Origin of the sequence: Amnibacterium soli (assembly GCF_039544415.1) — a bacterium.
Taxonomy (GTDB): Bacteria; Actinomycetota; Actinomycetes; order Actinomycetales; family Microbacteriaceae; genus Amnibacterium; species Amnibacterium soli.
Genome location: NZ_BAABLP010000004.1, coordinates 53,031 through 75,700, shown reverse-complemented (window position 1 = coordinate 75,700; position 22,670 = coordinate 53,031). Strand labels below are relative to the sequence as shown.

General features: G+C 76.0%; 23 protein-coding genes. 14 read left to right on the top strand and 9 right to left on the bottom strand.

From position 1 onward, the window contains the following. Positions 1-84 precede the first annotated feature (84 nt). Positions 85-1,035: a DNA-3-methyladenine glycosylase family protein gene (locus ABEA53_RS09780; RefSeq protein WP_345480951.1), complete on the top strand. Its 951-nt coding sequence runs from the start codon at positions 85-87 to the stop codon at positions 1,033-1,035. A 90-nt stretch (positions 1,036-1,125) separates the two neighbouring features. Here ABEA53_RS09780 and ABEA53_RS09775 read toward each other — a convergent pair whose 3' ends face one another. The 3 genes from ABEA53_RS09775 to ABEA53_RS09765 all read right to left on the bottom strand — a co-directional run bounded on the left by ABEA53_RS09775 (position 1,126) and on the right by ABEA53_RS09765 (position 4,036). Further along, complete coding sequence (locus tag ABEA53_RS09775) at positions 1,126-2,355, bottom strand: DUF805 domain-containing protein (protein ID WP_345480950.1); 1,230 nt, start codon at positions 2,353-2,355, stop codon at positions 1,126-1,128. A gap of 109 nt (positions 2,356-2,464) precedes the next feature. Further along, complete coding sequence (locus ABEA53_RS09770) at positions 2,465-3,253, bottom strand: C40 family peptidase (RefSeq protein WP_345480949.1); 789 nt, start codon at positions 3,251-3,253, stop codon at positions 2,465-2,467. A gap of 345 nt (positions 3,254-3,598) precedes the next feature. Continuing rightward, a complete protein-coding gene (locus tag ABEA53_RS09765; protein ID WP_345480948.1) occupies positions 3,599-4,036 on the bottom strand; it encodes an Lrp/AsnC family transcriptional regulator in 438 nt (145 codons plus the stop codon). 369 nt (positions 4,037-4,405) lie between these two features. On the opposite strand from ABEA53_RS09765, the gene ddaH reads away from it, so the two are divergent. Together ddaH and rocD are read left to right on the top strand one after the other, a co-directional pair. Continuing rightward, a complete protein-coding gene (ddaH, locus tag ABEA53_RS09760) occupies positions 4,406-5,197 on the top strand; it encodes a dimethylargininase (RefSeq protein WP_425550623.1) in 792 nt (263 codons plus the stop codon). Then, positions 5,194-6,375 (top strand): ornithine--oxo-acid transaminase, encoded by a 1,182-nt coding sequence (gene rocD, locus ABEA53_RS09755; protein WP_345480946.1) that lies wholly within the window; start codon positions 5,194-5,196, stop codon positions 6,373-6,375. Before ddaH ends, rocD begins: the two co-directional genes overlap by 4 nt. Before the next feature lie 57 nt (positions 6,376-6,432). Here the strand turns inward: rocD and ABEA53_RS09750 are convergent, their stop codons facing one another. Together ABEA53_RS09750 and ABEA53_RS09745 are read right to left on the bottom strand one after the other, a co-directional pair. Then, entirely contained in the window at positions 6,433-7,062 is a 630-nt protein-coding gene (locus ABEA53_RS09750; protein WP_345480945.1) for a class I SAM-dependent methyltransferase, read from the bottom strand. Positions 7,063-7,116: 54 nt separating this feature from the next. After that, on the bottom strand, positions 7,117-7,803 hold the full coding sequence (locus tag ABEA53_RS09745; protein ID WP_345480943.1) for a single stranded DNA-binding domain-containing protein: 687 nt from the start codon (positions 7,801-7,803) through the stop codon (positions 7,117-7,119). Between the two features lie 177 nt (positions 7,804-7,980). Here ABEA53_RS09745 and ABEA53_RS09740 point away from each other — a divergent pair, with 177 nt between their 5' ends. Both ABEA53_RS09740 and ABEA53_RS09735 read left to right on the top strand, forming a co-directional pair. After that, complete coding sequence (locus tag ABEA53_RS09740; protein WP_345480942.1) at positions 7,981-8,673, top strand: response regulator transcription factor; 693 nt, start codon at positions 7,981-7,983, stop codon at positions 8,671-8,673. Further along, positions 8,670-10,058 (top strand): sensor histidine kinase, encoded by a 1,389-nt coding sequence (locus ABEA53_RS09735; protein ID WP_345480941.1) that lies wholly within the window; start codon positions 8,670-8,672, stop codon positions 10,056-10,058. The genes ABEA53_RS09740 and ABEA53_RS09735 overlap by 4 nt, the downstream gene beginning before the upstream one ends. 3 nt (positions 10,059-10,061) lie before the next feature. On the opposite strand, the gene ABEA53_RS09730 is transcribed toward ABEA53_RS09735, so the two are convergent. Beyond that, on the bottom strand, positions 10,062-11,144 hold the full coding sequence (locus ABEA53_RS09730; RefSeq protein WP_345480940.1) for a hypothetical protein: 1,083 nt from the start codon (positions 11,142-11,144) through the stop codon (positions 10,062-10,064). Next, a complete protein-coding gene (locus ABEA53_RS09725; protein WP_345480939.1) occupies positions 11,141-12,316 on the bottom strand; it encodes a sensor histidine kinase in 1,176 nt (391 codons plus the stop codon). Before ABEA53_RS09725 ends, ABEA53_RS09730 begins: the two co-directional genes overlap by 4 nt. An 85-nt stretch (positions 12,317-12,401) precedes the next feature. Here ABEA53_RS09725 and ABEA53_RS09720 point away from each other — a divergent pair, with 85 nt between their 5' ends. Genes ABEA53_RS09720 through ABEA53_RS09710 form a run of 3 tightly spaced genes read left to right on the top strand, consistent with a single transcriptional unit; the run spans position 12,402 to position 15,902 of the window. Continuing rightward, positions 12,402-14,114 (top strand): circularly permuted type 2 ATP-grasp protein, encoded by a 1,713-nt coding sequence (locus ABEA53_RS09720; protein WP_345480938.1) that lies wholly within the window; start codon positions 12,402-12,404, stop codon positions 14,112-14,114. Continuing rightward, entirely contained in the window at positions 14,108-15,034 is a 927-nt protein-coding gene (locus ABEA53_RS09715) for an alpha-E domain-containing protein (RefSeq protein WP_345480937.1), read from the top strand. Before ABEA53_RS09720 ends, ABEA53_RS09715 begins: the two co-directional genes overlap by 7 nt. A gap of 25 nt (positions 15,035-15,059) precedes the next feature. Next, positions 15,060-15,902 (top strand): transglutaminase family protein, encoded by an 843-nt coding sequence (locus tag ABEA53_RS09710; protein ID WP_345480935.1) that lies wholly within the window; start codon positions 15,060-15,062, stop codon positions 15,900-15,902. Positions 15,903-15,905: 3 nt separating this feature from the next. Here ABEA53_RS09710 and ABEA53_RS09705 read toward each other — a convergent pair whose 3' ends face one another. Beyond that, the gene (locus tag ABEA53_RS09705) at positions 15,906-16,097 is read right to left on the bottom strand and encodes a hypothetical protein (protein WP_345480934.1); all 192 of its coding nucleotides are present in this window, start codon (positions 16,095-16,097) and stop codon (positions 15,906-15,908) included. A 70-nt stretch (positions 16,098-16,167) separates the two neighbouring features. Here ABEA53_RS09705 and ABEA53_RS09700 point away from each other — a divergent pair, with 70 nt between their 5' ends. From ABEA53_RS09700 to ABEA53_RS09675, 6 genes are all read left to right on the top strand, one after another. Then, positions 16,168-16,812, top strand: coding sequence for a histidine phosphatase family protein (locus ABEA53_RS09700; RefSeq protein WP_345480933.1), 645 nt, complete (start codon positions 16,168-16,170; stop codon positions 16,810-16,812). After that, a complete protein-coding gene (locus ABEA53_RS09695) occupies positions 16,809-17,456 on the top strand; it encodes a hypothetical protein (RefSeq protein WP_345480932.1) in 648 nt (215 codons plus the stop codon). Before ABEA53_RS09700 ends, ABEA53_RS09695 begins: the two co-directional genes overlap by 4 nt. 73 nt (positions 17,457-17,529) lie before the next feature. Next, positions 17,530-18,660 (top strand): glycosyltransferase family 9 protein, encoded by a 1,131-nt coding sequence (locus ABEA53_RS09690; RefSeq protein ID WP_345480931.1) that lies wholly within the window; start codon positions 17,530-17,532, stop codon positions 18,658-18,660. 14 nt (positions 18,661-18,674) lie between these two features. After that, on the top strand, positions 18,675-19,259 hold the full coding sequence (locus tag ABEA53_RS09685; RefSeq protein ID WP_345480930.1) for a DUF1440 domain-containing protein: 585 nt from the start codon (positions 18,675-18,677) through the stop codon (positions 19,257-19,259). A gap of 44 nt (positions 19,260-19,303) precedes the next feature. Further along, positions 19,304-20,299, top strand: coding sequence for a glycosyltransferase family 9 protein (locus ABEA53_RS09680; RefSeq protein WP_345481472.1), 996 nt, complete (start codon positions 19,304-19,306; stop codon positions 20,297-20,299). Between the two features lie 89 nt (positions 20,300-20,388). Beyond that, on the top strand, positions 20,389-21,438 hold the full coding sequence (locus ABEA53_RS09675; protein ID WP_345480929.1) for an NAD(P)-dependent alcohol dehydrogenase: 1,050 nt from the start codon (positions 20,389-20,391) through the stop codon (positions 21,436-21,438). Positions 21,439-21,489: 51 nt separating this feature from the next. Here ABEA53_RS09675 and ABEA53_RS09670 read toward each other — a convergent pair whose 3' ends face one another. Continuing rightward, a complete protein-coding gene (locus ABEA53_RS09670; protein WP_345480928.1) occupies positions 21,490-22,620 on the bottom strand; it encodes an ROK family transcriptional regulator in 1,131 nt (376 codons plus the stop codon). Between the last annotated feature and the right edge of the window lie 50 nt (positions 22,621-22,670).

Below are 22,670 nucleotides of genomic sequence, written 5' to 3'. Positions count from 1 at the left end.
CGGACGCTAGTCCCGGCAGGGGACAGGAACCTGCGCGGCCCGGGGCGTCGAACGACAGCCGTGTGGTTCCTACACTGGTCCCCCGTGCGGGGGACAGCGGAGGCGGAGGCGCCGGCGGTGCGGACGATCTACTCGCCAGCCGAGCCCGTCGACCTCGTCGCGACCGTGCGCGTGCTGCGCCGCGGCGCGGGGGACCCGACCTTCCGCCGCGAGCCGGACAGGCCCGTGATCTGGCGCACCGTCCGCACGCCCGAGGGCGACGCTGCCACGCTGCGGCTCGCGCAGCACGCGGACGGGTCGGTGCACGCCTGCGCCTGGGGCCCGGGCGCCGAATGGGCGGTCGACGGCGTGCCCGAGCTGCTCGGCGCGGGCGACGACTGGGACGACCTCGACGTCGGCGCGGTGCCGCTGCTCGCCGAGACGCGCAGGCGGCACCCCGGGCTGCGGCTCACCCGCTGCCGCCAGGTGCTCGAGATGCTCGTCGCCGCGATCCTCGAGCAGAAGGTCGCGACGGTCGACGCGCACCGGGCGTGGGCCTGGCTCGTGCGCCGCCACGGCGAGACGGCGCCCGGTCCGGCGCCGGAGGGCATGCGGGTGCCGCCGACCGCCGAGACGTGGCGCCGCATCCCCTCCTGGGACTGGCACCGGGCCGGGGTGGACCCGAAGCGCTCGGCGGCCGTCATGGCGGCGACGGCGGTCGCGCCCGGCCTCGAGCGCACGCTCGCCCTCGGCCGCGGCGGAGCGGAGATCGCGAAGCGCCTGCGCAGCGTGCCCGGCGTCGGCATCTGGACCGCCGCGGAGACGAGCCAGCGCTCGCACGGCGACCCGGACGCGCCGAGCTTCGGCGACCTCCACCTGCCCGGCATCGTCGGCACCGCACTCATCGGGCGCAAGGTCGACGATGCGGGCATGCTCGAGCTGCTCGAGCCGTGGCGGGGCCACCGCCAGCGCGTCATGCGCCTGATCACCGTCTCGGGCGTCAGCGTGCACCGGCGGGCGCAGCGGCTGGCGCCCCAGGACCACCGCTTCCACTGACCCGCGGATCCGCGGTCCCTGGCCGACACGCCGGGCGGAGGGTCTCCGCACTCGGCGCGGCGACGAGTCCTCGCGGATCCGCGGACGCGCTCAGACCGCGGGGCGCTCCGCGGAGACGAGCTGCTCGGGCGGCAGGGAGGCGAGCCGCGCGGCGATCGTGCTGCGCTGCTCCCGGCCGCCGTCGAGGATGCGCTGCAGCTCCTCCGGCCGCAGGGGCACGAGCCCGACCAGGCGGACCTCGCCCGCGGCGGTGGCGACCGACTCGGGCACGCCGGGCAGGCCGACCCCGATCAGCACGCCCACGGTGCCGTCGGCGGTGCGCCAGTCCTGCGGCGCGTCGGCGGGCACGGTCATCGACAGCGTCCCGTACTGCTCGAGCTCGGCGGGCAGGTGCATGCCGCTGGCGCCGATGCGTCGTGCCACGGCGGCGACGATCGTGAAGCGCCAGCCGTCGGCGACGGCCTCCGGGGTCGCGCCGAGGTCCGCTTCGGCGAGGTAGACCTCCGCACCGGCGCCGAGCGCCGCGGCGCCCTCGCTGGCGCCCAGGCCGTTGGTCGCGAGCACGTCGGCGCCGTCCGCGAGGCGCACGAGCACGTAGCCCTGCTGCCGCCAGGACGGCTGGACGCCGAGGCGCGGTTCCACGCGCTCCACGCGCCCCAGACGGCCCCAGGCGGCCAGCAGGGCGTCGTCGGGCGTCTGGCCGGCGTCCGACGGTGGCACGACGGGCATCGGCGCGGTGGCGGGCGGCGCCGTCGCCGGTGCGGGCCAGGCGTCGAAGCCGCCGTTCGCGGGCGGGGCGGCGCTCGGGTCGGCAGGAGGGGGCGCGGTGGCGAGCGACGGCTGCGGAACGACCGGCTGCCACGCGGGGGCGCCCTGGTCGAACCGGCGGCCCTCCGGGTTCGTCGGCAGGATCGTGAGCACGAGCACGATCAGCCCGCCGACCGACGGGACGAGGGACAGCAGGAAGAAGAGGCCCGACAGGTTCGCGTCGTGCAGCCGCCGGACCGCGGACGAGATCGACGGCACGATCGTCGCCAGGAAGAAGAGGAGCGCCGCGAACAGCAGCACGCCGCCGAGGGCGTTCGGCACCGCGGCGATCCCGAGCCCCTGCTCGGACAGCCCACCGCCGACGGCGAGCAGGACGGCGCCCAGCACGCCGACAACCACGCCCACGATCGCGTTCGCGAGCACGGGCCACCAGTACTCGGAGAGGCTGGCGCGGCCGCTGAAGACGACGTAGCGCCGCCAGTACCGCGAGTACGCGGTCAGCGGCGAGGCGCCGTACAGGGGCAGGTCGGGGTCGGTCGGGTCGACGGGCATTCCGCTCCTGAGGCGCTGGGACAGGGTCGTCCGAGACCCTATCCACGCGGCACGACGCCGTGCGCGGCCCCGTTCACGGGACCGCGCACGGCGTCGTGCGGGCGGAGGGTCAGGCGGGGCGGGCCACCGCGGAGACGCGGTCGCCGGCGCGGACCTTGACCTCGCGCACCCGCTTGCCGGGGTACGGGGCCTCGACCATGCGGCCGTGGCCCGCGTAGATGGCGACGTGGTACACGGCACCGGGGCGGCCGTAGAAGATCAGGTCGCCGACGCGCTTGTTCTTGTAGGAGTGCAGGCGGTGCTGGCGCTTGGCCTTGTTGTACTGCGCAGTGGCGCTGTGGCCGCCGATGCTCACCTTGACGGCGCTGTACGACTTCATGGTGAGACCGGAGCAGTCCCAGCGGCCGGGGCCCGCCTTCGCGAAGCCGTAGGGGTCGCCGATCTGCTTGCGGGCGAACGAGACGGCGCGGAGGGCCCGCGTGCGGCCGACGAGGGCCGTGGTCGTGGCGGTGGCGCCGTCGGCGGCGGGAGCGGTGCTCACGCCGAGCTTCGTCAGGCGCTGCAGGAGGCTCGTGAGCTCCGGGGTCTGCCGGTCGGCGAGGGCGACGAGCCCGGCCTGAGCGCGGTCGGTCGCCGCGCGGTTCGCCGCGGTGTCGTGCTGCAGCAGCGCCTCGTTGGCGATCTCGGCCGTGCGGCCCGCCTTGTCGGCCTGCGCCTCGAGCGAGTCGAGCCGGGCGCGGACCGTCTTGACCGCGGCGGCCCGGTCCGCCGCGACGGCGACCGGGGCGGTGTGCTGCTCGGGCTGGGGGGCACCGGCCAGGCAGCCGATGGCGACCGCCGTGCCCGAGAGCACACCGGTCAGGGCGAGTGCGGCCTTCCGCATCGTCGTTCGGCGCATGCCGTCTCCTCACGTCGTTCGGCGCGCGGGGCGCGCCGACGGCACGCCGAAGGCGGGCCTGCGGAGGGAGTCGTCGGCCACGACGGGGGCGTGCCGCATGGTCTGTCGCCCCGGTGGGGAAGGGGGCGGCGGATGTCGGGGAGGAAAGTAACAGGAGGATCACGGTCCGAACGAACCGCGCATATCGCCTGGACGAGCGCTGAACCTTGTGCCACGCCGTGGGGGTGGTCGGAATGTGACACGAAACCCCAGGTCGTGCCCTGGGTTCCCGGGGTCGGCAATGGTGCCGGAGGGACCGTTTCCGCGCTCCCACTCAGTGGAAAGGCGGGTTCTGGGCCTCCTGGCTCAGGCGCCGGTGCGGTTGACGAGCCGGGAGAGCACGATCGCGCTCCTCGTGTGGTCGACGTTCGGGGCCACGCGGACCCGCTCGAGCGCGAGCTCGAGGCTCGGGATGTCGCGGCTGCGCATGTGCACGATCGCGTCGGCGCTGCCCGTGACCGTGCCGGCGTAGACGACCTCCGGCACGGCGGACAGGATGCGGCGCAGCTCGGTCGGGGAGACGGTGCCGCGGCAGAACAGCTCCACCCACGCCTCCGTGCTCATCCCCTCGGTCGCCGGGTCGACCTGCACCGTGAAGGAGCGGATGACGCCCTCGGCGAGCAGGCGGTCGACCCGGCGCTTCACCGCGGACGCGGACAGTCCCACCACGGCACCGATGTCGCCGTAGGCCGATCGCGCGTTGCGCTTGAGCAGGTCGATGATGCGGGAGTCGATGGCGTCCATGATCCCGAACGGTACGCATCGTTGCGTGCGCACCAGGGGAGGCGCATGGGCGCTGCGTGCGCGCCGTGTCCAGCAGGAAGGGCGGCCTGGCCTTCTCTTCTGCACGGCCACCGACCTCGCGTCGGGCGCGGAGACGCGCTCCGACCTGCGAAACGTGTACCCGAAAGGGTTCCAAACGCACGATCGTTGCGTTCCGGACCGCCCTGGTGCGCGCCTCCGGAGGCACACTGGGTCGCGAGCCGTCGACCTGGTCCGGCGTCCAGCCCCGCTGAACATGGAAGGACCGTCGTGACGTCCACCGCGCCCGCACGCACCTCGCCCTCGTCGCTCGACCAGCCGGAGCGGACGGCGCTGCGCCGCCGCTTCCTCATGTGCCGCCCCGAGCACTACACCGTCGCCTACCGGATCAACCCCTGGATGAACCCGCAGGACCCGACCGACACGTCCGTCGCCCTCGGGCAGTGGCAGACGCTGCACGACGCCTACGTGTCGCTCGGTCACGAGGTGGAGCTGATCGACCCGATCGCCGGCCTGCCCGACATGGTCTACGCGGCGAACGGCGGATTCACCCTCGACGGCGTCGCCTACACGGCGAGGTTCACCCACCCCGAGCGGCAGCCCGAGGGCCCCGCGTACGGCGAGTGGTTCCGCGAGCACGGCTTCCGCGTGCACGAGGCGCAGGAGGTGAACGAGGGCGAGGGCGACTTCCTGCTCGTCGGCGACGCGATCCTCGCCGGCACCGGCTTCCGCACCAGCGTCGAGAGCCACGCGGAGCTGGCGCAGGTCACGGGCCGCGAGGTCGTGACGCTCCGCCTCGTCGACCCGCGGTTCTACCACCTCGACACGGCGCTCGCCGTGCTCGACCCCGCCGGCGCGGACGCGAACATCGCCTACCTGCCCGAGGCGTTCGACGACGCGAGCCGGGCCGAGCTGCAGCGCCGCTACCCCGACGCGGTCGAGGTCGGCATCGAGGACGCCCGCTGGCTGGGGCTGAACTCGATCTCCGACGGCCGCAACGTCGTCATCGCCTCCCGGGCCGTCGGCTTCGAGGCGTCGCTGCGCGAGCGCGGCTACACGCCCCTCGGGCTCGACCTCGCCGAGCTGCTGCTCGGCGGCGGCGGCGTGAAGTGCTGCACCCTCGAGCTGCGGGGCGAGCGATGAGCGACCAGCGCACCAGCGCGCTCGCGCACAACTACCACCCGCTGCCCGTCGAGATCGCGACCGGCGAGGGCGCGTGGGTCGTCGACTCCGACGGCCGCCGGTACCTCGACCTGCTCGCCGCGTACTCCGCGGTGAACTTCGGACACGGCCATCCGCGGCTGATCGCGGCCGCGAAGGCGCAGCTCGACCGCGTGACCCTCGTCAGCCGCGCGTTCGAGAACGACCGGCTCGAGCCGTTCGCACGGGAGCTCGCCGCGCTCGCCGGCAAGGACATGGTCCTGCCGATGAACACGGGCGCCGAGGCCGTGGAGTCGGGCATCAAGGTCGCCCGCGCCTGGGGCTACCGCGTCAAGGGCGTGCCGGACGGCGCCGCGACGATCGTGGTCGCGAGCGGCAACTTCCACGGCCGCACCACGACGATCGTCTCCTTCAGCGACGACCCGTCCGCGCGAGACGACTTCGGGCCGTACACGCCCGGGTTCCGCGTCGTGCCCTACGGCTCCGCGGAGGCGCTGGAGGCCGCGATCGACGACACGACCGTCGCGGTGCTGCTCGAGCCCGTGCAGGGCGAGGCGGGCGTCGTCGTGCCGCCCGACGACTACCTGCCGGCGGTCCGCCGCCTCTGCGACGAGCACCGCGTGCTGATGATCGCCGATGAGATCCAGTCCGGCCTCGGCCGCGTCGGCGCGACCTTCGCCTCCGACCTCGTCGACGTCGTGCCGGACCTCTACCTGCTCGGCAAGGCGCTCGGCGGCGGCATCGTGCCGGTGTCGGCCGTCGTCGGGGACGAGGACGTGCTCGGCGTGCTGCGGCCCGGCGAGCACGGGTCGACGTTCGGCGGCAACCCGCTCGCCGCGGCGGTCGGCCTCGAGGTCGTGCGCATGCTCGCGACCGGGGAGCCCCAGCAGCGCGCCCGCGAGCTCGGCGCGATCCTGCGCGACCGGCTCGAGCCCCTCATCGGGCACGGCGTCACCGCGGTCCGCACCCGCGGCCTGTGGGCCGGCGTCGACATCGACCCGGCGCTCGGCACCGCCCGCGAGGTCTGCGAGCGGATGATGGCGGCCGGCGTGCTCGCGAAGGACACGCACGGCCAGACGGTGCGCTTCGCCCCGCCGATCGTGATCTCGGAGGCGGACCTCCACCGCGCCCTCGACGTCTTCGAGGGCGCGCTGCGTTGATGGCTGCGCCGCCGCTGCGGCGCAGCTGTCACGCTCCGCGGCCCTGAACGGGCCGCGCTACGCGTCGATCGGGGCGGGGCGGCGGGCGATGAGGAGGCAGTCGCAGGCGATGCCCGCGGCCGTCTCGCGGTCGCGGCGGCCGGAGAGCTCGATCGTCAGCCCCGCCCCCGCGGCCGCCGCGCCGGTCTCCTCCGGCGTCGTGCGGATCGCGGGGGTCATCGTGCCGCCGAGGCCGCGGGCGACGTCCTCGCGGTCGTGCCAGATGCCGAGCAGCAGACCGCCCTCGGCGAGCGACTCCGCCGCCCGGGCGATCGCGGCGGCCAGGGCCTCGGGCGGCAGCTGGAGGTAGCAGAGCACCGCGAGATCGGCGGGCTCCGGCGACCGCCACGCGGTGGCGTCGGCGACGACGGCGCCGACGTCAGCGCCGGCCGCCGTCGCCCGGCTGGTCATCCCGGCGACCGCGCTGGGGGAGAAGTCGGTCGCGACGACCCGCCAGCCGCGGCCGGCGAGCCAGAACGCGTTCCGGCCCTCCCCCGCACCGAGGTCGACGGCGAGGCCGGGCGCGGGCGCGAGGGCCGCGACGCGGTCCGCGACCCACCCGTTGGGCGCCTCGCCCCAGAGGCTGGTGCCGTCCGCGGCGGACGCCGCGTACCGCCCTTCCCAGAAGTCCCGGCTGCCCGGGGTCATCGGAGGGCCGTTCGTCTGCGCGCCATGCGCGCATTCTCCCGGCCCTCCCCGCGATCAGGAGCCGGTGGCAGCGGAGGCGGAGCCCTGCGGGGCCGGCGCCTCGGGCGCTCCGGAGGCGGTGGGCGCCTGCGGAGCGGCGGGAGCGGCGGATCCGGACGCGGCGGGCGCCTCGGGTGCCTGCGGCTTCGCACCGCCCTCGGGAGCGGCGGGCGCGCCCTGCGCACCGGCGCGGCCGCCGGGGCCAATCGGCCCGCCCTTCGGCGGCGTCGGCTGCCCGATGCGCACCTCGGTGGCGTCGAGGGTCGTGCCGTTCGAGTCGACGGTGCCGCTCGCCTCGATCCAGGCGCCCTTCGCGATCGCGGAGGTGGAGGAGGACGCGTCGTCCTTCGTCACCTTCACGTCGTCGCCGAGCCGGATCGTGCGGGTGAAGCCGTCGTGGTCCTTCACGGTGACGGTGCTGCCGTCGACGGTCAGCACCTTCCCGCCGATGTGCGGGGCGTGCGCCTTCGCGCCGGGACCGCCGGCGCCGGGCGCCGCCGGACCGCCGGGCGCACCGGGCGCCGCCGGAGCACCGGAGGGGGCACCGGAGGCGGCGGGGGCGGGGGCGCTCTGCGAGGCGCCCGGGGTCGGGGCGGAGTCGGCGAACGCGACGGTGCCGAAGCCGACGGCGCCGACCAGGGCGAGGCCGGCGGCGCCGCCGACGATCGCGGCGCGGCGGGAGGGGCGGAGGAACGACTGCATGAGGGGGATCTCCTTCGGTGCCGCGTCGATCGCGGCCTCCTCCAGATCACGGTCCGGGCCTGAAGCGGGACTGAAGCGGGCGGGCGCTTCAGCGACGGTTCAGGCGCCCTCCCCTTCTTGGCCGATGCTCAGCCGGCGCTTCAGCATCGCTTCAGACCCGCACCGCAGGGTCGAGGGATGCCCTCCTCCGCCCGCGTGCTCGTCGTCGAGGACGACCCGCTGATCCGCGAGTCCGTCGCAGCCGCCCTCGAGCGCGCCGGCCTCGCCGTGCGGGCGGTCGCCGACGGCACCGGGATCGCGGCGCTCGCCGCCGACTTCCGGCCCGACCTCGCCCTGCTCGACGTGATGCTGCCCGGCCCCGTCGACGGGTTCGGCCTCGCCCGTCTGCTGCGCCGCGACCGCGACGTGCCGGTCATCTTCCTCACCGCGCGCGACGCCGGCGCGGACCGGCTGGCCGGCTTCAGCGCCGGGGCCGACGACTACGTCGTGAAGCCGTTCATCGTGGAGGAGCTCGTCGCCCGCGTGCGCGCGGTGCTGCGCCGCCTGGGCCGCGTGCCGGCCACGCTCGACCTCGGCGACCTGGTCGTCGACGAGCAGAGCGCGGAGGTGGTGCGCGGCGGCGTCGTGCTCGACCTCACGGCGACCGAGTACCGGCTGCTCGCCTACCTCGCCCACGAGCGCGGGCGGATCCTGTCGAAGACGCAGCTGCTCACGCAGGTGTGGGGCTACGACGACTACGACGCGAACCTGGTCGAGGTGCACGTCAGCGCCCTCCGCCGCAAGCTCGAGGAGCAGGGGCCCCGCATCCTGCACACCGTGCGCGGCTTCGGGTACGTGCTGCGCCCGGTGGACCGGGAGGAGGTCGCGTGAGGACCCCGTCCCTGCGGCGCCGGGTGGTGCTGTGGGCCGTCGGCGTGCTCGCCCTGCTGCTGCTCGTCGTCGGGGTCGGCGTCGACCTGGCGCTCGGCACCGTGCTGAAGGCGGAGCAGCGCGAGCGGCTCGTGTCGGTCGCGGCGCTCGCCGGGGACCTCACCGGGCTCTCGGACCAGTCGCTGGCGGATCGGCTGAGCATGCCGGGCATCGAGGCGCGGATCACGTACGACTCGGGCGGCGGTGCCGTCGTGGGCACCCCACAGCCCGCGCCGCCCGGCCGCGGGCGCCCCGACCGCCCGGCCGCGGACCCGGCGGCCGAGGCGGCCGTGACGGTGACCGAGCAGGACGGCCGCCTGGTCGCGCGGGAGCGGCTCCGCCCGGGCGCGACCCTCGTCCTGGCGACCGACAGCGAGCAGATCGACCGCGAGCTGGCGCGCTTCCGCACGATCATGGCGATCGCGAGCGTCGCGGCCGTGGCGCTCGCCGCGCTGCTGCTGCCGCTCGTGCTGCGGCGCGCGATGCGGCCCCTCGACGTCCTCACGGGCGCGGCCCGCGAGACCGCGGCGGGCGGTCGCGGTCGACGGCTCGCGCCGCTGGACCCCGGCACCGACCTCGGCCGGGCCGCGGTCCAGTTCGACGCGATGCTGGAGGAGCTGGAGGGGGCGGAGCAGCGCGCCGAGGAGGCCGCCGAACGGCTCGGCCGCTTCCTCTCCGACGCCTCCCACGAGCTGCGCACCCCGCTCGCGGCGCTGTCCGCGGGCGCCGAGCGCCTGATCCGGGAACCGCTCGACGACGAGGAGCGCGACCGCGTGCTCGTGCGGCTCGTGCGCGAGACCCGCCGCGCGGGCCGGCTCGTCGACGACCTGCTGCTCGTCTCCCGCCTCGGCGAGCTGACCGTCGAGACGCGCCCGCGGTCGCTGCGCTCGCTGCTGCAGGAGGCCGCCGACCGCACCGCGCCGCGGCGGGACGCGCCGACCGTGCTCGTCGAGGGCGACGACGCGGTGGTCGACGTCGACGCCGGGCGCATCGACCAGGTGCTCGCGAACCTCGTGCAGAACGCCGGGACGGCGGGGGCGAGGACGGTGCGGCTCGCGGCGCGCGTGCAGGACGGGGAGGCGGTCGTGCGGGTGTCGGACGACGGGCCCGGCATCCCGGCCGACCGCCGCGAGGCCGTCTTCGACCGGCTGGTCCGCCTCGAGCCCTCGCGCTCGAGCGGCGGGGCCGGCCTCGGGCTGCCGATTGCCCGCGGGCTGCTCGCCGCGCACGGCGGCTCCCTCCGCTGCGAGGAGCCGCAGGGCGACGACCTGCCGGGCGCGGTGCTGGTGATGCGGCTGCCGTGCGCGGTCGGCGCGGACGTGCCACGGCAGCTCGTCGCGGGCTGAGCCTCAGTCCGCGACGGCGAAGTCGACCTGCACGAGCACCCGGTCGCCGTCGATCCGCAGCTCGGCGCGCGGGAAGACCGCGCGGAGCAGGGGCACGAGCGGTGCGTACCGGCTGCGCCTGGGCCGCGCCGCCACCGGCAGGCTCAGCCGGAGGGTCGCGGCGCGGTCCAGCCCGTCCACCGCGGCGGTGCCGGGGCGCTCGAAGTCGGCGAGGGGCAGGCTCGCGACGGTGGTGCGCAGCGCCGCGCGCTGCTCGGGCGTCATGCGCTCGGCGTAGCCGTCGGGGTCGTCGACGCCGAAGCCGGCCTCGGCCAGCCAGCCGCGCGCCAGATCAGCGACCAGCGCGGTGCGCAGGTCGGCCGTGATCGCGCGCGCCCGCTCCGCCTGCTCGGCGGTGACCGAGCCCGCGGCGACGACGGCGGTGAGGAGGGGGATCGCGGCCGCCTCCAGCCGGGCGATCGTCTCCTGCTGCACGGACGGCGCGCTGTCCGCCTCGGGCGACGCGGGCGCCGGGCGCCGCCCGCCGAGCCGGCGCATCGTCGTGCGGGCGAGCGCCGCCGCCGCGATCGCCGGCGGCAGCACCTCGGTCAGCACGATCGCGACCCGCGCGGCGCGCGGCAGCGGCACGAGCAGGGAGGGGGACAGCGCGGCCACGGCGCCCGCGATCACGGCGACCGCGACGAGGCCCCCGGCCAGCACCTCGCGCGGCGGCCGGAGCGTCGCCAGCACGAGCAGGAAGACGGGCACGACCGCGAGTCCCCAGTCGTCGTGGACCACGGCGTTCCGACCGGTCTGCGCGGCCTCGTCGAGCACCGCGGCGAGCAGCACGAGCGCGAGCACCGCCGCCTGCGAGCGGGCGCGGAACGGCGCGCGGAAGGGGCTGGCGAGCAGGACGACGGCGACGCCCGCGACGGCCAGCACGACGAGCGCCGCGGCCTCGAGCGGCCACGACGCGATCTGCGCCCGCCCGAGCGCGGTGGCGGCGACGGCGGTGACGAGCGCCAGGCCCGCGCCGCCCGCGGCGAGCACGGGCGCGGGGGCGCCGAGCAGCAGCGGCTCGCGCGCGGCGAGGCTCACGCGGCTCACGGCGCGACCGCCTTGGGCACGCCGAGCAGGACCGTCGTGCCGACGCCCGGCTGCGCGAACACCCGCACGGTGCCGCCGACCTGCTCGATGCGCGCCCGGACCGCGGTGCTGAGGCCGAGGCGGGAGCGGTCGACCTCCTCCGGCGCGAAGCCGGCGCCGGAGTCGGCGACCATCACCGTGAGCCCGGTCGGGTCCGCGAGCACCGTGACCTCGGCGGAGTCGGTGCCCGCGTGGATGCGGGCGTTGACGAGGCACTGCTCGAGCGCGGCGGCCAGCGCCTGCTCCACGCGGGGCTCGAGGCCGCGCAACTCGGCGAGCTCGCCGTCCAGGCGCACGGTGAACCCGTCCTGCTCGGTCCGCTCGATCGCGGCCAGCACCGGGCCGCCGATCGCGCCGGGATCCTCGGCGGGCAGCGCCCAGCCGGGGGAGGCGAGCAGCTCGAGCGTGCGGCCGAAGCGGTCCGCCGCAGCGGACGGGAGCGGGCCCGCGCCGAGGGCGCTCACCGCGGCGAGATCGCCGAGCACGGTGTCGTGCACGACCGCGGCCGCCCGCGACCGCGCGACGGCGCGGGTGCGGACCAGCACCTCCTCCCCGGCCGCGGCGGCCGACGCGCGCCGCGGCTGCTCGGTCCGGCGCCCGGCGATGAGGAACCCGGACGAGGCGAGGGCGATCAGGGCGAGCGTCGCCGTCTCCGGCAGGTCGAACGCCCACGGCACGCCGAGCGCCGGGCCGAGCAGCGCCGAGGCGCCCTCCGCGACGACCACGAGCGCGGCGCCCGCGAGCAGCGGCGCGCGGCGGCGCCCGGCGTTCACCGCGAAGGCGAGCATCGCGGTCTTCACGGGGGACAGCGGGAAGGCCGCCGTCGTGCCGGGCGGCGCGGCGGAGCGGGCGAGCACGACGAGCGTGGCGACGTACCCCGCGCCCATCACCACGATCGCGGCGGGCACGACGACGACGCCGACGACCGCGCGCGGCGCGGGCAGCACGAACAGCAGGCCGCCCGCCGCGATCACCGCGGCCGTCACGGCGAACAGGCCGAGGGAGGGGGCGCTGCCGTCGATCAGCGCCGTGGCCGCCCACGCGAGCACCAGCGTGCCGCCGCCGAACCAGAGCCCGGCGGCGCGCAGCCCGTCGGACAGCGCGCGCCGCGCGGTCCGCGGCGGGCCCGACATGGGCGCGATCGTACGGGCACCCCTGCGTCGAGGACGGGTCCTCGCCCGTAACACGCTCGGAACACGGCTCTGCTTCCATCCGGACATGGCGGACCTCTTCGACGGGTACGCGCGCACCACTGCGCCGGCCGACCCGACCGCCTCCGCGCCGTTCGACGAGATGTTCGCGGAGCTGCCGATGACCACCGCTGCCGCGGTGCCGCGGGCGCCGTACAGCCAGGTGCACGCGGCCCTCGCGACGATGACCCGCGCCGAGCTGCGGGGCCGCACCGCGGCGCTCGCCGACTCCTACCTCGCGCAGGGCGTCACCTTCGACTTCGCGGGGGAGGAGCGGCCGTTCCCGCTCGACGCCGTGCCCCGGGTGATCGAGGCGGACGACTGGGCGTCCGTGGAGGCGGGGGTGCAGCAGCGGGTCCTCGCGCTCGAGGCCTTCCTCGCCGACGTCTACGGCCCGCAGGCCGCGGTGCGCGACGGCGTGCTGCCCGCCGGGCTGATCAGCTCGTCGTCCCACTTCCACCGCCAGGCCGCGGGCGTCGTGCCCGCGAACGGCGTGCGCATCCAGGTCTCCGGCATCGACCTCATCCGCGACGAGCACGGCGAGTGGCGGGTGCTCGAGGACAACGTGCGGGTGCCCTCGGGCGTGAGCTACGTCATCTCCAACCGGCGGGTGATGGCGCAGACGCTGCCCGAGCTGTTCGTGCAGATGCGGGTGCGGCCCGTCGGGGAGTACCCCCACCGCCTCCTGCAGGCGCTGAAGGCCGCGGCTCCGCCCGGGATCGAGGACCCGACGGTCGTCGTGCTGACGCCGGGCGTCCACAACTCCGCCTACTTCGAGCACACCCTGCTCGCCCGCCTCATGGGCGTCGAGCTGGTGGAGGGCCGCGACCTGTTCTGCTCCGGCGGCCGCGTCTGGATGCGGACCACGGCCGGGCCCACCCGCGTCGACGTCATCTACCGCCGGGTCGACGACGAGTTCCTCGACCCGCTGCAGTTCCGGGCCGACTCGCTGCTCGGCTCCCCCGGCCTGATGCTCGCCGCCCGCCTCAGGAACGTCACGATCGCCAACGCGGTCGGCAACGGGGTAGCCGACGACAAGCTCGTCTACACCTACCTGCCCGACCTCATCCGCTACTACCTGGGCGAGGAGCCGAAGCTCAAGAACGTCGACACCTGGCGGCTCGAGGAGCCGGCGGCGCTCGAGGAGGTGCTCGACCGGCTCGACGAGCTCGTCGTCAAGCCGGTCGACGGCTCCGGCGGCAAGGGCCTGGTCGTCGGTCCGAAGGCGACGAAGCCGGAGCTCGACCGCCTCCGCGAGCGCCTGATCGCGGACCCGCGCGGCTGGATCGCGCAGCCGGTCGTGCAGCTCTCCACGATCCCGACGCTCGTCGAGGACGGGGTCCGGCCGCGGCACGCGGACCTCAGGCCCTTCGCGGTGAACGACGGGCGCGAGGTCTGGGTGCTGCCCGGCGGGCTGACGCGGGTGGCGCTGCCGGAGGGGCAGCTCGTCGTGAACTCGAGCCAGGGCGGCGGCTCGAAGGACACCTGGGTCACGGGCACCGGCCCGGCGCCCGCGGAGCGGTCCGTCGCGACCCTCGTACGCGGCCAGGCCTCGCACGACAGGGTCGCCCGCCCGGTCGTGCCGCCCTCGCACGAGCCGGACCACGCGCCGCTCGACGTCGTCGACGACACGGGCGAGCAGCAGCAGCAGCAACAGCAGTCGCTTCATGTCCACGGAGTTCTGGCGCAGCCGGAACTCCGTGAACACGAAGCTCCCGAGCGGGGCGGTGCGCCGTGCTGAGCCGGATCGCGGAGAGCCTGTTCTGGATCGGCCGCTACATCGAGCGGGGCGACGGCACCGCGCGCATCCTCGACGTGCACCTGCAGCTGCTGCTCGAGGACCCGTGGGTGGACGAGGACACGGCCTGCCGGGCGCTGCTGTCGGTGATGGGGTCGAGTCCCGCAGGGGACGGCCGCCTCACCCGCGACGACGTGCTGGCGATCCTCGGCGTCGACCGCACCCACCCCGCCTCCATCGCCTACTCCCTGATGGCGGCGCGGGAGAACGCCCGCCGGGCCCGCGAGATCGTGAGCACCGAGCTGTGGGAGTGCCTCAACACGACCCGCGCCCGGATCCCGCGGCAGGTGTCGCCGAACCGCGTCGCCGAGTACTTCGGCTGGGTGCGGGAGCGCACGGCGCTCGCCGTCGGGATCATCGACAGCGCCACGAGCCGCGACGAGGCCTGGCAGTTCTTCACGCTCGGCCGCAGCATCGAGCGGGCGGACATGACCGCCCGCCTGCTCGCGACGCATGCCCTCACGGGCAAGAACGGACCGAGCTGGACGACCCTGCTGCGCTCGTGCGGCGGGTACGAGGCGTACCTGCGCACCTACCGCGGCGTCCCCTCCGCGCAGAACGCCGCGGAGTTCCTGGCGATCGACCGGCTGTTCCCCCGCTCGATCCTGTTCTCGATCTCCCGGGCGGGGGCGTGCCTGCGGCAGCTCGAGCCGCGCAGCGAGCGGGTCGGCACCTCGGACCGCGCGCTGCGGGTGCTCGGGCAGATCCGCTCCGAGCTCGAGTTCCGGCCGATCGACGAGATCCTGACGGACCTCGCGTTCCAGATGGAGGCGGTGCAGGCCGCGACCTCCGCGGCGTCGGAGGCGATCCGGCGGCGCTACTTCCCGACGAACGCGGCGCCCGTGTGGGTGGGGGAGTTCTGATGGCGCGGTGCATGCGGGGAGCGGCATGAGCAGGCTGCGGGTGCGGCACGTGACCGGCTACCACTACGGCGGCGAGGTCACGCAGTCCTACAACGAGGCGCGGATGCTGCCCGGGTCCGACGACGGCCAGTTCGTGCTCGCGGCGAACCTCGAGATCTCGCCGATCTCGTCCTCGCACGGCTACGTCGACTACTGGGGCACCCGGGTGAACTCGTTCGAGATCCTCACGCCGCACGATCGGCTGTCGCTCACCGCGACGAGCCTCGTGGAGGTGGTGCGGCGCGACCACGCGGCGCCCGGGCTGTCCTGGGACGACCTCGCACCGGCCGCGCGCGCCTCCGTCGACTCGGTCGAGCAGCTGCAGCAGACCCCGCTGACGGAGCCGCCCGACGAGCTGCGCGAGATCGCCCGCGCCGCCGCCGCCGACCTCGATCCCTGCGCCGCGGCGCGCGCGGTGTGCCGCGAGATCCACGACCGGGTCGCCTACCTGGCCGGCTCCACCGGGGTGCAGACCACCGCGCAGGAGGCGTGGGCGCAGGGGCGCGGTGTCTGCCAGGACATCGCGCACATCGCGATCGGGGCGCTGCGCAGCATCGGCGTGCCCGCCCGCTACGTGTCCGGCTACCTCCACCCCGACCCGTCGTTCCCGGTCGGCGTGCCCGTCACGGGGGAGTCGCACGCGTGGGTCGAGTGGTTCTGCGGCTCGTGGCACGGCTTCGACCCGACGAACGACCTCGACATCGGCGAGCGGCACGTGCTCGTCGGCCGCGGCCGCGACTACACGGACGTCGCGCCGCTGCGCGGGATCTACGCCGGGCCCTCCGGCAGCCGCCTGTTCGTGGAGGTGGAGATCACGCGCGAGGCGTGACCCTCACTCCTCCGGACCGGGGTCGCTCGAGCCGCGTCCGGGGCGACGGACGCCGCCCTCGTCCGGGCCGGGGTTCGACGACCCGCGCTCCGGGACGTCGCCGCCGGGTCCGGGGTCCTGGGTGCCGCGTTCGGGGTCGCGGGGCTCGCCCTCGTCGGGGCCGGGATTGGAGCTGCCTGAGACGTCGCTGTCCATGGGCGCACCGTACGCGTGCGGAGCGCTCGCGCGCAGCGGCCCTGCACGACTGTTCGGCGAGGATGGCCCCATGGCCCGCCTGATCCTCGTCCGCCACGGTCAGACCCGGTCGAACGTGCACGGGCTGCTCGACACCGCCGCGCCCGGTCCGGGCCTCACCGAGCTCGGCCGGCAGCAGGCCGCCGCCCTCGTCGACGTGCTCGCGGCCGAGCGCATCGACCGCGTCGTGGCCTCTCCGCTCACGCGCACCGTCGAGACGGCGACGCCGCTCGCGGAGGCCCGCGGGCTGCCGCTGCTGCAGGACGACGGGCTGCGCGAGGTCCTCGCCGGCGGCCTCGAGATGCGCGCCGACCGCGACGGCCACCTCGCCTACCTGGGCACCGTGTTCTCCTGGGTGTCCGGCGACCTCGACGCGGCGATGCCGGGGCTCCCGGAGACCGGCGCGTCCTTCTTCGAGCGGTACGACCGCGCGGTCGAGGCGGCGCTGCACGGCGCCGAGGCGGTCGTGTGCGTCAGCCACGGCGCCGCGATCCGCACCTGGGCCGCCTCCCGGGCCGTGAACGCGGACGGCGACTTCGGCGCGGAGCACGGCCTGCCGAACACCGGCGTCGTCGTGCTCGAGCGCGACGGCGACGGCCCCTGGCGCATGGACGCCTGGCTCGGCCGGCGCCTGCCGTCGGCCGACGCCGACCCGACCGGCGCCCCGATCGCATGACCCGGTCGCGCGGCGCCCTCGTGCTCGCCGCGGTCCTCCTCGTCCTCGTGGTGCTGCTCGGCGTCGTCGCCGCGCTCGGCGACGGGATCCCGCGGCCCGTCGTCGGGCACTTCGGCGGCGGCGCGGTCCGGCTCGGGGTCGTGCAGGTGGCCGCTGCGGTGCTCGTGCCGCCGGCGCTCGTCGCCGTCGTGGCGGCGCTGCGCGGCACCGGCCGCCTCGAGCGCACCGCGGTGCCCTGGGCGCTCGGCGCCGCGTCGCCGATCGTGCTGTTCCTGGTGGCCCGGCTGAACGGCGTCGCGGAGGCGGTGGCGCTCGTGCTCGTCTACGCCGCGACCGCGGGCGGGGTGCTGCTGCGGTCCCTGCACCGGCCGGGCGGCGATCCGATGCCCCTGCGCTGGGCGGCCGTGCTCGGGATCGTGCCGTGGGGCGTCGTGGCCTTCTCGCAGATCGGGGGGCAGCTGACGGGCACCCCGGTGCCGGCGGGCGTCCCCCTCCTCACCGAGGTCGTGCTCGCGGCGAGCATCGCGGAGTACGTGGTCGCCCACCGGCGCCGCGACCACCCGCTCGCGCCCGCGGTCGCGCTCGGTCTGGCGGCGCTGCCGGGGGTGCTGCTCGCGGTGCTCGCCCTGGCCTTCCTGCACTGAGCCGGCGTCGGCAGAGCCCTCCTTGGCTGGGAGCGGACCGCGCGCGGAGCCGTCCTGTGGGAGAACTGAGGGGATGACTCCGATCAGCTCCGCCTCCGCGCCCCTGACCGACGTGCGGCGCATCGCCGTGCTGCGCGCCAACGGGCTCGGCGACTACATCGTCGGCGAACCCGCGCTCGCTGCGCTGCGGGCCGCCTACCCGGACGCGGAGATCACGCTGCTCGGCGCCGCCCACACGGTGGCGCTGCTCGAGGACCGGCCCTCCCCGGTCGACCGCGTCCTGGTCGTGCCGCCGGTGCACGGCGTGCGCGTGGGCTCGGCGGCGCCCGACGCGACGGAGGAGGAGATCGAGGCCTGGGCCGCGGAGCAGCGGGCGGAGGGGTACGACCTCGCCGTGCAGCTGCACGGCGGCGGGGGCAACTCGAACCGCCTCCTGCTGCGCCTCGGCGCGACGACCACGGTGGGCGCCGCGACCGCGGACGCCCCGAAGCCGGACCGCTGGGTGCCCTACACCGCGTTCCAGCACGACACCCTCCGCTGGCTCGAGGTCGTCGGCGCCGCGGGTGCGCCGCCGGTGCGGATCGAGCCCCGGCTCACGGTGACGGAGGCGGACCGCGCGGCGTCGATCGAGGCCGTGCCCGAGACGGACGCGCCGCTGGTCGTCGTGCACCCGGGCGCGACCGACCCCCGGCGCTGCTACCCGGAGGACCGGCTGGGCCGCATCGCGCGCGTGCTCGCGGACCGCGGAGCCCGCGTCGTCGTGGTCGGCGGGGCGTCGGAGGCGGGCAGGGTCCGGGAGGTCGCGCGCGGCTTCGGCGGACCGGTCGAGACCGTCGTCGGCGACCTGTCGCTGCCCGGGCTCGTGGGCCTGCTCGAGCGCGCGCACCTCGTGCTCGCGAACGACTCCGGCCCGCGGCACATCGCGGGTGCGGCCGGCACCGCCACCGTCGCGGTGTTCACCTACGCCAACCTCGCCGACGTGGCACCCCTCTCCCGGGCCCGCCACCGCGTCCTCGTCTCCTGGCACGGCGGGTGCCGGGTCTGCGGCCGGCGGGTGCTCGACGGCTGGTGCGACCACGGCGTCAGCGCCACGCACGACGTGCCCGAGGCGGAGGTGCAGGAGGCCGCGATCGAGCTGTTCGAACAGGTGGTCGCGGCGGATCGCGATGCCGCACAGTCCGCTCCCAGGCTGGTCGAGCGGTGAGGTACCGTGCCCGCATGAAGACTCCGTTCGGTCTGCTCGACCTGTCCGCCCCCGAGAGCCGCCGACCGGGAGCCGCGCTGGCCGCGGGCGTCGTGGCGGGCCTCAGCTCCGGCGCGATCAAGATGGGCTGGGAGTCGCTGTTCCCGCCCCGCAAGCCGGACCGCGAGGTGCCGGTCACCTTCCTGCAGCAGCGGGGGATCGACCCGGACGAGGCGACCTACACGTACAACGACAACGAGGTGCCGTGGGGCGTCCTCGCCGTGCACTTCGGCTTCTCCGTCGTGACCGTCGCCGCCTACTCCGTCGCCGCGGAGTACCTGCCCCGCACCAAGCTCTGGGCCGGTGCCGCGTACGGCCTGGGGGCGTTCGTCGTCGCGCACGAGATCGTGCTGCCGCGGCTCGGTCTGAGCCCGAAGGCGAAGGACCTGCCCGTCGAGGAGCACGTCTCCGAGCTGCTCGGACACGTCGCCTGGATGCTCGAGGCCGAGCAGGTCCGCAAGGCCGTCCGCCTCGCGATCGCCGGCGTGCCCGACGCGGACACCCGCGCGAGCGCGCTCGCGAAGCTGGCCGACACCGCGCGCGCGGCGCTGCGGCGGTGACGAGCGGCGCAGCGCGACGGGTCCTCGTCGTCCGCCTCGACAGCATGGGCGACGTGCTGATGTCGGGGCCGGCCGTGCGCGCGGTCGCCGCGCGGGAGGACACGGAGGTCTGGTACCTCGCAGGTCCGCGCGGCCGGTCCGCGGCGGCGCTGCTGCCGGGCATCGACGAGCTGCGCGTGGTCGGCGTCCCGTGGATCACCGCGGTCGACCGGCCCGTGGACGCCGCGCTGGTGGCGGAGGTCGACGCGGTCGTGGCGGAGTGCCGTCCCGACGAGGCGATCATCCTGACGGCCGCGCACCAGTCGCCGCTGCCGATCGCGCTGCTGCTGCGCCTCGCCGGGGTGCCGCGCATCCTCGGGGCGTCCGTCGAGGCGTCCGCCGGGCTGCTCGACGGCCGGTGGATCCCGGGCGAGACGTTCCCGGAGGACATCCCCGAGCCCGAGCGGAACCTCGCGATCGTGCGCCTCGCCGGCTACGAGCTGCCGGAGGGCGACGACGGCCGCCTCCACGTGACCCTGCCGGAGGAGCCGCCCGCCGGCCTGCCCGAGCGGTACATCGCCGTGCACCCCGGCGCCCAGTACCCCGCGCGCGAGTACCCCGCGCACCACTTCGCGGAGGTGGTCCGCCTGCTCGCGGAGGCGGGGCACGCCGTCGTCGTCACGGGCGGCGCCCACGAGCGCGCGCTGACGGCCGAGGTCGCCGGCGATGCGGGGATCGACCTCGGCGGCGCCCACGACCTCACCGGCACCGCGCAGGTGCTGGCGGGCGCGTCCGTGGTGGTCGTCGGCAACACCGGGCCCGCGCACCTGGCCGCCGCGGTCGGCCGACCGATCGTGAGCCTGTTCTCCGCGGTGGTGCCGCCCGAGCGGTGGGCGCCCTACGGGGTGCCCGTCGAGCTGCTCGGCGACCGCACGGCCGCCTGCCGGGGCTCCCGTGCGACGCTGTGCCCGGTCGCCGGGCACCCGTGCCTCACCTCCGTCGCCCCCGCCTCCGTCGTCGCCGCGACGGAGCGACTGCTCGCCCTCGAGCCCGCGGCCTGACCGCCCGCGGGCGCCGGGCGCGCACCGGCGGATCACCAGCGAGGCGCCGTTAGCGTCGTGCGCCGCCCGACCCCCTGAGGAGATCCACCGTGACCACCACCGTCCCCGCCCTGCTGACGAAGACCACCGGAGCGCCGTTCGAGCGGGGCACCGTCGAGCGCCGCGAGGTCGGCCCGCGCGACGTCCTCATCGACATCGCCTACGCCGGCATCTGCCACAGCGACATCCACCAGGCCCGGCAGGAGTGGGGCGAGGCGATCTTCCCGATGGTGCCCGGCCACGAGATCGCCGGCACGGTGTCCGCCGTCGGCGCCGAGGTCGAGCGGTACGCGGTCGGCGACCGCGTCGGCGTCGGCTGCTTCGTCGACTCCTGCCGCGAGTGCGAGTACTGCCTCGCGGGCGAGGAGCAGTTCTGCCTCAAGGGCAACGTCGCCACCTACAACGGCCGCTACTACGACGGCGAGCCCACCTACGGCGGGTACTCGACGCAGACGGTCGTCGACGAGCGCTACGTGCTGCGCATCCCCGAGGGCATCCCGCTCGACGCTGCCGCGCCGCTGCTCTGCGCCGGCATCACCACCTACAGCCCGCTGCGCCACCACGGCGCGGGCGAGGGCAAGCGGGTCGCGGTCATCGGGCTCGGCGGGCTCGGCCACATGGCGGTGAAGATCGCGGCCGCGATGGGCGCCGAGGTCACCGTGCTCAGCCGCACCCGCTCGAAGGAGGAGGACGCCCTCGCCTTCGGTGCCGCGCACTACGTCGCGACCGCCGAGGACGGCGCGCTGAAGGCGCTGCGCAACACCTTCGACCTGATCATCAACACGGTGTCGGCGGACCTCGACCTCGACGCCTACCTCCGCACCCTGCGCGTCGACGGCTCGCTGGTCTACGTCGGCGCCCCGAGCGAGCGGCAGTCGTTCGCCGTGTTCTCGCTGATCGGCGGCCGGCGCAGCGTCGCGGGCTCGAACATCGGCGGCATCCGCGAGACGCAGGAGATGCTCGACTTCTGCGGCGAGCACGGCATCGTCTCGACCATCGAGACGATCGGCGCCGACGACGTGACCGCGGCGTACGACCGCGTCGTCGAGGGCGGCGTCCGCTACCGCTACGTCATCGACACGGCCACCATCCCCGCCTGACCCCTCTTCTCCGTTCCGTAGGACGTGCCGTCCTACGGAACGGAGAGCGGATCAGCGGGCGGGCGCGACCGCGTCGAGCACCAGGTCCGCGGCCAGCCCGGCGGCGCCCAGCACGGCTGCGGCGTCGCCGAGCGGGTCCTCGGCCGGCACGACGTCGACGGCGAGGCCGGCGGCCACCGCGGCGACCCGCTCGTGCAGCTCGGAGCGGCCGCCGAGCGACCCGGACAGCACGACCAGGTCCGGGTCCAGCACGGCGGTGAGGTCGCGCAGCAGCAGCGCGACGCCTCGCGCCTCGTCCGCGACGGCCGTCTCCGCGGCGGGGTCCCCGGTCGCGGCGGCGGCGAACAGGTCGTCGAGCGCCGCGGGCAGCGGTGCGGCGGCCGAGTGCCCCGCCGCCTCCAGCAGCCCGCCGACCGACAGCGCCTCCTCGACGGACCCGCCGCGGCCGATCGGGCTCGCGAGCCCCTTGATCTCGCCGGCCCGCCCGCGGGCGCCGCGGACGATGACGCCCTCGACGATCAGCGCGGCGCCGACGCCGGCGCCGACGTGCAGGTGCAGCACCGAGCGCGGCGGGGGCCCGGGCCGGTATCGCAGCTGCGCGATCGCCTCGCAGTTCACGTCGTTCTCGGTCCAGACGGCCGCCGGGGCGACGGGCACGAGCGCAGCGAGCAGGCGCTCGTCGACCCCCTCCGCGCCGTCCCCGACGAGGTCCCGCCGCACGGGCACCGCGCGCGCGACCGCGAGCGTCGCGCCGAGTAGCCCGCCCTCCGACTCCGACAGCTCCTGCGCCACCTCGGCGAGGGCGTGGGCGGCGAGCTCGAGCTGGTCGGGCCAGTCGCGGGAGACGGTCGGCGCCGGGTTGCGCACGAGGCGCTCCGCCACGATCGTGCCGTCGAGGCGGGCGGCGGCGACCCGCAGCCGGTTGGAGCCCAGGTCGACGCCCGCGACCCAGCCGGCCCGGCGGTGCAGCGCGTAGCGGAGGGCCGACCGGCCGGTGCGGCCCTGCTGCACGGCGACCGCCTCGACGAGCTCCCGCTCCTCCAGCTCCGCGATCGCGGCGGACACGGTCTGCTTCGTCACCCGCAGCGCCTCCGCGAGCTCGGGACGGGTCGCCGTCCCGGCGGCCAGCAGCGCTCGGAAGGTGCGGGACGCGGTCTCGCCGAGGGGCTCCGGCAGCGTCATCGCGCGAACATCCGCATGTGGGAACACTTCCACGAGTTCGTTCGTTCACC